The organism is Mesorhizobium sp. M2A.F.Ca.ET.067.02.1.1, from assembly GCF_004023285.1.
Taxonomy (GTDB): domain Bacteria; phylum Pseudomonadota; class Alphaproteobacteria; order Rhizobiales; family Rhizobiaceae; genus Mesorhizobium.
In genome coordinates, this window is sequence record NZ_RZSB01000326.1 from 1 (window position 1) to 6,365 (window position 6,365).

At 63.2% G+C, this 6,365-nt stretch carries 6 protein-coding genes and 1 pseudogene; 6 read left to right on the forward strand and 1 reads right to left on the reverse strand.

What is annotated here, in order from left to right:
• A pseudogene (locus EOA28_RS40335) lies at positions 1-122 on the forward strand (AEC family transporter); the annotation flags it as partial.
• Here the strand turns inward: EOA28_RS40335 and EOA28_RS20835 are convergent.
• Entirely contained in the window at positions 99-1,310 is a 1,212-nt protein-coding gene (locus EOA28_RS20835) for a UbiH/UbiF family hydroxylase (protein WP_127250946.1), read from the reverse strand. The pseudogene EOA28_RS40335 and the gene EOA28_RS20835 overlap by 24 nt on opposite strands.
• 160 nt (positions 1,311-1,470) lie before the next feature.
• Between EOA28_RS20835 and EOA28_RS20840 the strand changes: the two genes are divergently transcribed.
• The 5 genes from EOA28_RS20840 to EOA28_RS20860 form a co-directional block, all read left to right on the forward strand.
• A complete protein-coding gene (locus EOA28_RS20840) occupies positions 1,471-2,301 on the forward strand; it encodes a DUF2182 domain-containing protein (protein ID WP_245501570.1) in 831 nt (276 codons plus the stop codon).
• A gap of 12 nt (positions 2,302-2,313) precedes the next feature.
• A complete protein-coding gene (locus EOA28_RS20845) occupies positions 2,314-2,928 on the forward strand; it encodes a DUF1326 domain-containing protein (protein WP_128315220.1) in 615 nt (204 codons plus the stop codon).
• Complete coding sequence (gene pcsA, locus EOA28_RS20850; RefSeq protein WP_127250948.1) at positions 2,925-3,743, forward strand: phosphatidylcholine synthase; 819 nt, start codon at positions 2,925-2,927, stop codon at positions 3,741-3,743. The genes EOA28_RS20845 and pcsA overlap by 4 nt, the downstream gene beginning before the upstream one ends.
• 130 nt (positions 3,744-3,873) lie before the next feature.
• Complete coding sequence (locus EOA28_RS20855; RefSeq protein WP_126082733.1) at positions 3,874-4,851, forward strand: quinone oxidoreductase; 978 nt, start codon at positions 3,874-3,876, stop codon at positions 4,849-4,851.
• Between the two features lie 264 nt (positions 4,852-5,115).
• The coding region (locus EOA28_RS20860) for an ABC transporter ATP-binding protein (RefSeq protein WP_189342117.1) at positions 5,116-6,365 on the forward strand (1,250 nt) is incomplete at its 3' end.

Sequence of the window (6,365 nt, forward strand, 5' to 3'; positions counted from 1 at the left end):
ACATATGGGTGCAGCGCGCTTCGGCCAGCGTGTTGATCACGACATGCTTCTCGGTGGTGACGGTGACCGCGCTGCTCTATGCGATCCGACAGGGAATCCTACCGGCCGACCTCTTTCCGTAAGCCGCCGGCAATGGCGCGAAAGCCGCTGCCCGGCCGCAATCCCTCGCGCATGAAGAAGGCCCGCAGCGGCGCGAAGCTGCCCAGTGCATTGAGGCCGGCGCTGCGCGCCAGCTGTGCGGGCAGCATGTCGGACAGCAGCGACATGTTGAGCAGGTTCACCGCGCCGCTGCGCGCCCATATGTCGGGTCGGCGCCTGGTATCATAGGCGGCAAGACTCCTGCTCGCCCCTGGATCGCCGCGGTTTTCGCTGGCGATTCCAACCAGATCGTCTATGTCCCTGATGCCGAGGTTGAGCCCTTGGGCGCCGATTGGCGGAAACACATGCGCCGCCTCGCCGACGAGCGCGACACGATTCTGCGCGAACCGGGCGGGCGAAGCCGCCGACAAAGGATAGATTTGGCGGCCCGGCTCGACCGAGACCCGGCCAAGCACCGATTGCATCTGCTGCTCGATACGCTCCGACAGGATTGCATCATCGAGCGCGGCAAGCTCTTGCGCCGTCTCCGGCTTCACGACCCAGACAAGGCTCGATCGCCTGCCGGGCAGCGGCACCTGGGTGAACGGCCCTGTTTCGGTATGGAACTCCGTCGACACGAAGCCGTGGTCAATGCGGTGGCCGAAATTGAGGACAAGCGCCGATTGCGGATAAGGCCGCGCGAAAGCGCGAATGCCCGCGGCTTCCCGCGCCGGAGACAGGCGTCCGTCGGCGGCGACCGCGAGCGAGGCCGAGACTTCGCCGCCGTCGGCCAGCCTTGCATGGGCCTGGTCGGCGTCGAGGCTCCAGGATTCGACCGTGGATTTCAGCCAATGAATGCCGCTATGCGCTGAAGCCGCCTTGGCGAGGATCGGAATAAGGGCATTGTTCGGCAGATTGAGGCCGAACTGCTCTTCGCCGATCTCGCTGGCGCGGAAGGTCACGGTTGGGCTGCGGATGAGGCGCCTTGTGGCGTCGACGATGCGCATCACCTTGAGCGCCGCGGCCTGCGGCTTGAGCTCGGCAAGGACGCCCAGCCGTTCCAGAACTTTCAGGGCGAGGTTCATGAGCGCCGTGGTGCGGCCATCGGTGGTGTTGGCCTCAGGGCCCACCAGCGTCACCTGAAAGCCGGCCTGGGCAAAGCCGAGCGCCGCGATAAGGCCGGCCGGACCGCTGCCGGCAACCAGGATGCGGGCTCTGTCGTTATGATCCACGTCATGCTTCCACGTTGGGAGGCGCCCAGTCGGGCCCTTATCCAAGATATAGGTCGGATCAGCCGGCTTGATCAACGCGGCGATTCAGCCCATTCGGTTGCCATGAGCGGGGAGCAGCAGGATTTCAACCATCTCGACCGCGCGGGGCGCGACGGCCGGCGTGGCGTGCAGTCCGCGCTTTGCGGTGACGCTCACGGTGGGCGTCGCCATCGTCCTTGCATGGCTGCTTCTCGGCGCGATGGCGATCCGCGGCGCTGAAGGCAGCCTTGCCGGCAGGCCCGGCGATTTGCTGCTCAAGAATCTCCCGAGCCTGCCTTTGCCGGATTTTCTCGACCGGTTCTTTGCTCTCTGCCTTGCGCCGGCGCCGCTTGCCAGCCCGGCTGGCCTGCAGGTGCCGGCGCTTGTGCTGATGTGGTTCCTGATGGCGGTTGCCACGATGCTGCCTTCCGCCGCGCCGCTGATCCGCACCTATTGCGAGATTGCCGACACAGCGCGGATCAAGGGCGAGCCGGTTGTTCATCCGCTGGTGCTCGTTACCGGATACCTCACCACTTGGCTTGGCGCGTCCTCGGCTTTCGCCGCGCTGACGCTCGCGGTCTACGCTTTTGCCGGTTCCGACCGGATGCTCGATCCCGCAGTCGGTATTGCCGGCGCCGCGGCACTGCTTGTCGCTGGCTTCTATCAGTTCAGCGGCTTGAAACAGGCGTGCCTGGAAAAATGCCGCAACCCGTTCTCGATCCTGTTCGCCAATTGGAGCGCGAAGCCGGGCCGCATCTTCCAACTAGGAGTGGAGCAGGGCGTCTGGTGCCTTGGCTGCTGCTGGGCGCTGATGCTGGTGATGTTCGCCGTCGGCGCGATGAACATCTTCTGGATGGCGCTGATCGGCCTGTTCACCCTGATCGAAAAACAGACCACCGGCAGGGTGGCCAGCCGGGTCGCCGGTACGATACTGCTTGTGTGGGCGGCAGCCCTGCTATTAGTTTCGGCGTAAGGGGAGAATTCGATGACCGACCAAAGCTGGGCGATGAAAGGGGAGCTGGTACTCTCCTGCAATTGCACGGTTTTCTGCCCCTGCGTGCTGTCGCTCGGCAGCCACCCGCCGACGGAAGGCTACTGCCAGACCTGGGCGGGCTTCCGCATCGATGCCGGCCATTTCGGCGAAGTCGACCTTTCAGGTCTCAATCTCGGCCTGGTGATGGAAATCCCCGGCTATATGAGCCGCGGCAACTGGAGCGCCGGACTGTTCATCGACAAGCGGGCGTCAGTCTATGCGGTCAAAGCGCTGACCAAGATCTTCACGGGTAAGGCCGGCGGCACCACCTCGCTGCTGTCGATCCTTGTCGGCAAATTCCTCGGCGTCGAGCAGGTGCCGATTACCTATGAGACGCGTGACAGGACGCGCGTCTTCCAAATACCGAAGATCATCGACGGCGCGGTGACGCCGATCCCCGGCAAGGACCGTGAAAAGGATACGGTGATCACCAATTCCGAATATTGGATCGCGCCGGAAATCATCGTGGCGAAGTCCGACAAGAGCAAGATGCGCGCCTTCGGCCGCAACTGGAATTTCGCCGGCCGATCGGCCGAAATCTGCAAGATGGACTGGCGGGGACCGTGAGCAAGAATACAACGGCCAGGAAGGCGGCGAAGAAGATCGCGCAGCGGATTCCGTTGCCGAAGAAGAAGGTGACGTGGCCGCAGGCGCGTGCGTTTTCCGTTCATCTGCTGACCGCGTCAGGATCGTTCCTGGCCTTCCTGTCGCTGGTGGCGGCGAGCGAGGAACGCTGGACGGCGATGTTCTGGTGGCTGGGGCTGGCGCTGTTCGTCGACGGCATCGACGGCCCGATCGCCAGGAAGCTCGAGGTCAAGGAGATCCTGCCGACATGGTCGGGAGAGCTCCTCGACAACATCATCGACTACGTCACTTACGTGCTCATCCCGGCCTTCGCGCTCTATCAGCGCGGCTTCATGGGCGAGAACCTGTCCTTTCTGTCGGCCGCCATCATCGTCGTCTCCAGCGCGATCTACTATGCCGACACCGGCATGAAGACGAAGGAGAACTTCTTCAAAGGCTTCCCTGTCGTCTGGAACATGGTGGTGTTCACGCTGTTCGTCATCGAGCCGGGGCAATGGGTATCGTTCGCCGTGGTGGTGATTGCCGGTATTTTGACCTTCCTGCCGATCTACTTCATTCATCCGGTGCGCGTCGTGCGGCTGAGGCCGGTCAATCTCGGCATGACGCTTTTGTGGTGCGCCTTCGGCGCGCTGGCGCTGGCGCAGGCAGCACTTGCCGCCTTCTATGACAAGATCGGCGTGCTGGGAGAGCAGGTCAGCGACTTCACCAAGATCGGCATCACCATCACCGGCCTCTATCTCGCGTGTATCGGGGGCATCATGCAGATGTTCCCCAGTCTGGGCGCCAGGAAGTCCTGATCCTGGATCAGGATATTTTTGGTCGAATGGTCATCCTGACCTAGCTGTCTATCGGCCCATGATCTTTCAAACATCGGCTGGCCCTTTCGGGGTCATGCTCCAGTTTGCGTACCCTTCAGAGAGTTGAGCGATGTCCAAGGCAATCCGCATCCACGCCAATGGCGGCCCCGAAGTCCTGGCTTACGAGGATGCCGATCCCGGCCAGCCGGGAGAAGGCCAGATCCTGATCCGGCACACAGCGATCGGCCTGAACTTCATCGATGTCTATTACCGCTCCGGGCTTTATCCGCCCCCCGGCGGTTTGCCGCTGATTCCCGGCAGCGAGGCGGCGGGCGTCGTGCTGGCGCTCGGCACCGGCGTCGACTGGCTGAAGCCCGGCGACCGCATCGCTTATGCCGTCAATGTCGGGGCTTATGCCGAGCAGCGGGTGATCGCCGCCGACCGCGTGGTCAAGGTGCCGGACGGCATCAGCGACGAGCAGGCGGCGGCGATGATGCTGAAGGGCATGACGGCGGAATACCTCTTGCGTCGAACCTTCCCGGTCAAGGCCGGCGACACGATCCTCTACCATGCGGCAGCCGGCGGTGTCGGCCTGATCCTCGGCCAATGGGCAAAGCATCTCGGCGCGATCGTGATCGGCACCGCGAGCTCCGCCGACAAGATCGAGCTCGCGCGGGCGCATGGCTTCGATCATGTCATCAACTACAAGGAGCAGGATTTCGTCGCCGGCGTCGCGGCGCTTACCGGTGGGAAGAAATGCGACGTCGTCTATGATTCCGTCGGCGCCGATACTTTTCCCGCCTCGCTCGATTGCCTGCGGCCGCTCGGCATGTTCGTCAGCTTCGGCTCGTCGTCGGGACCGGTTCCGCCTTTCCCGATGTCGCTTCTCGCCCAGAAAGGCTCGCTTTACGCGACCCGACCGACGCTCTTCGTCTACAACGCCAAGCGTGAGGATCTGGTGAAGTCGGCAGAAGCGCTTTTCGATGTGGTCAAGAGCGGCGCCGTCGAGATCAAGATCAACCAGCGCTACGCGTTGAAGGACGCAGGAAAGGCGCAAGCCGATCTCGAAGCCCGCAAGACGACGGGAACGACCGTTCTCATTCCCTAGAGCATGATGTCGTCGGAAAACCGCCTCGCACTTTTCGGCATCATACCTTAGCCAACTGCCCTGTCTTTCAGCGGCTTGCCGTGCCCGAAGGCACGGCTTCCCTGAAACGCGATGCGGATTTGCGGTTGTTCTCAAGAGGTCTATCTTAGCCCTTGAGTTTCCGCTGAAATTCTTGAAGCTCTTTCAAGTTGGGTGCTGCTTTCCGATGGGAGCCGGCCGCGCATACCATGCTTTCGGGAACACAGAACATATCCGGAAAGCCGGATGGGAGGCACTGTGAGTGCAAATCATGACAGGTCGAACCTGCTTGAGGTTCGTGGTCTCACCAAGATTTTTGGCACGCTGACGGCGTGCGATCACATTGATCTCAACATCGCAAAGGGCGAAATCCACGCGCTGCTCGGCGAGAACGGCGCCGGCAAATCGACGCTGGTCAAGATGCTGTTCGGCTCGCTGGAGCCGAACTCGGGCGAGATCTTCTGGGACGGCAAGGCGGTCAAGATCACCAGCCCGGGCGTGGCGAAGAAGCTCGGCATCGGCATGGTGTTCCAGCATTTCTCGCTGTTCGAGGCGCTGACAGCGGCCGAGAACATCGCGCTTTCGCTCAATGACGGTTCGCCGATCAGCACCATCGCGGCGAAGGCGAGGGCGCTGTCCTTCAGCTATGGGCTGCCGCTGGATCCGGACTCCCTGGTCGGCGACCTCTCCGTCGGCGAACGCCAGCGCATCGAGATCATCCGCTGCCTCTTGCAGACGCCGCAACTCATCATCCTCGACGAGCCGACGTCGGTGCTGACGCCGCAGGAAGCCGACAAGCTGTTCGAGACGCTGGAGCGACTGCGCTCGGAGGGCAAATCGATCCTCTACATCTCGCACCGGCTGGAAGAGGTCAAACGCATTTGCGATCGCGCCACCGTGCTTCGCCACGGCAAGGTGGTCGGCCACTGCAATCCGCGCGAGGAGACGGCCGCGTCGCTTGCCCGCATGATGGTTGGTAGCGAAGTCAAGGCCGTGGAGCGCGCGCCGGCCGAAGGCATCGAGACCGCGCCGGCGCTGTTGGAAATCCGTGGGCTGACGCGCAAGCCGGCGACGCCCTTTGCCATCCCGCTGAAGAACATCAATCTCACCGTGCGCGCCGGCGAAGTGATCGGCATTGCCGGCGTTGCCGGCAACGGCCAGGGCGAGTTCTTCGAATCCGTCTCCGGCGAAGTGCTACAGCAGGATGCGGGTTCGGTGCGCATCCGCGGCAAGGACGCCGGCGCGCTCTCCATCACCGGCCGGCGGCTGATGGGTGCTGCGTTCGTGCCGGAAGAGCGCCTGGGGCACGGCGCCGCCCCGCGTATGAAGCTTTCGGAGAACCTGCTGCTGTCCCGTCACGCCACCGACGGCAAGGCTTTCGTCGGCTCCGGCGGCATGGTCAAGAACAGCGCCGTCTATAGCGCCGCCCAGCGCATCATCACCGCCATGGACGTGCGCAAGAGCGCGCCCGATCCGGAGGCGGCCGCGCTCTCGGG

Bases quoted from the DNA above. Each gene is read 5' to 3' on its own strand.
- EOA28_RS20845 (WP_128315220.1), top strand. From the start codon at position 2,314: ATGACCGACCAAAGCTGGGCGATGAAAGGGGAGCTGGTACTCTCCTGC.
- EOA28_RS20855 (WP_126082733.1), top strand. From the start codon at position 3,874: ATGTCCAAGGCAATCCGCATCCACGCCAATGGCGGCCCCGAAGTCCTG.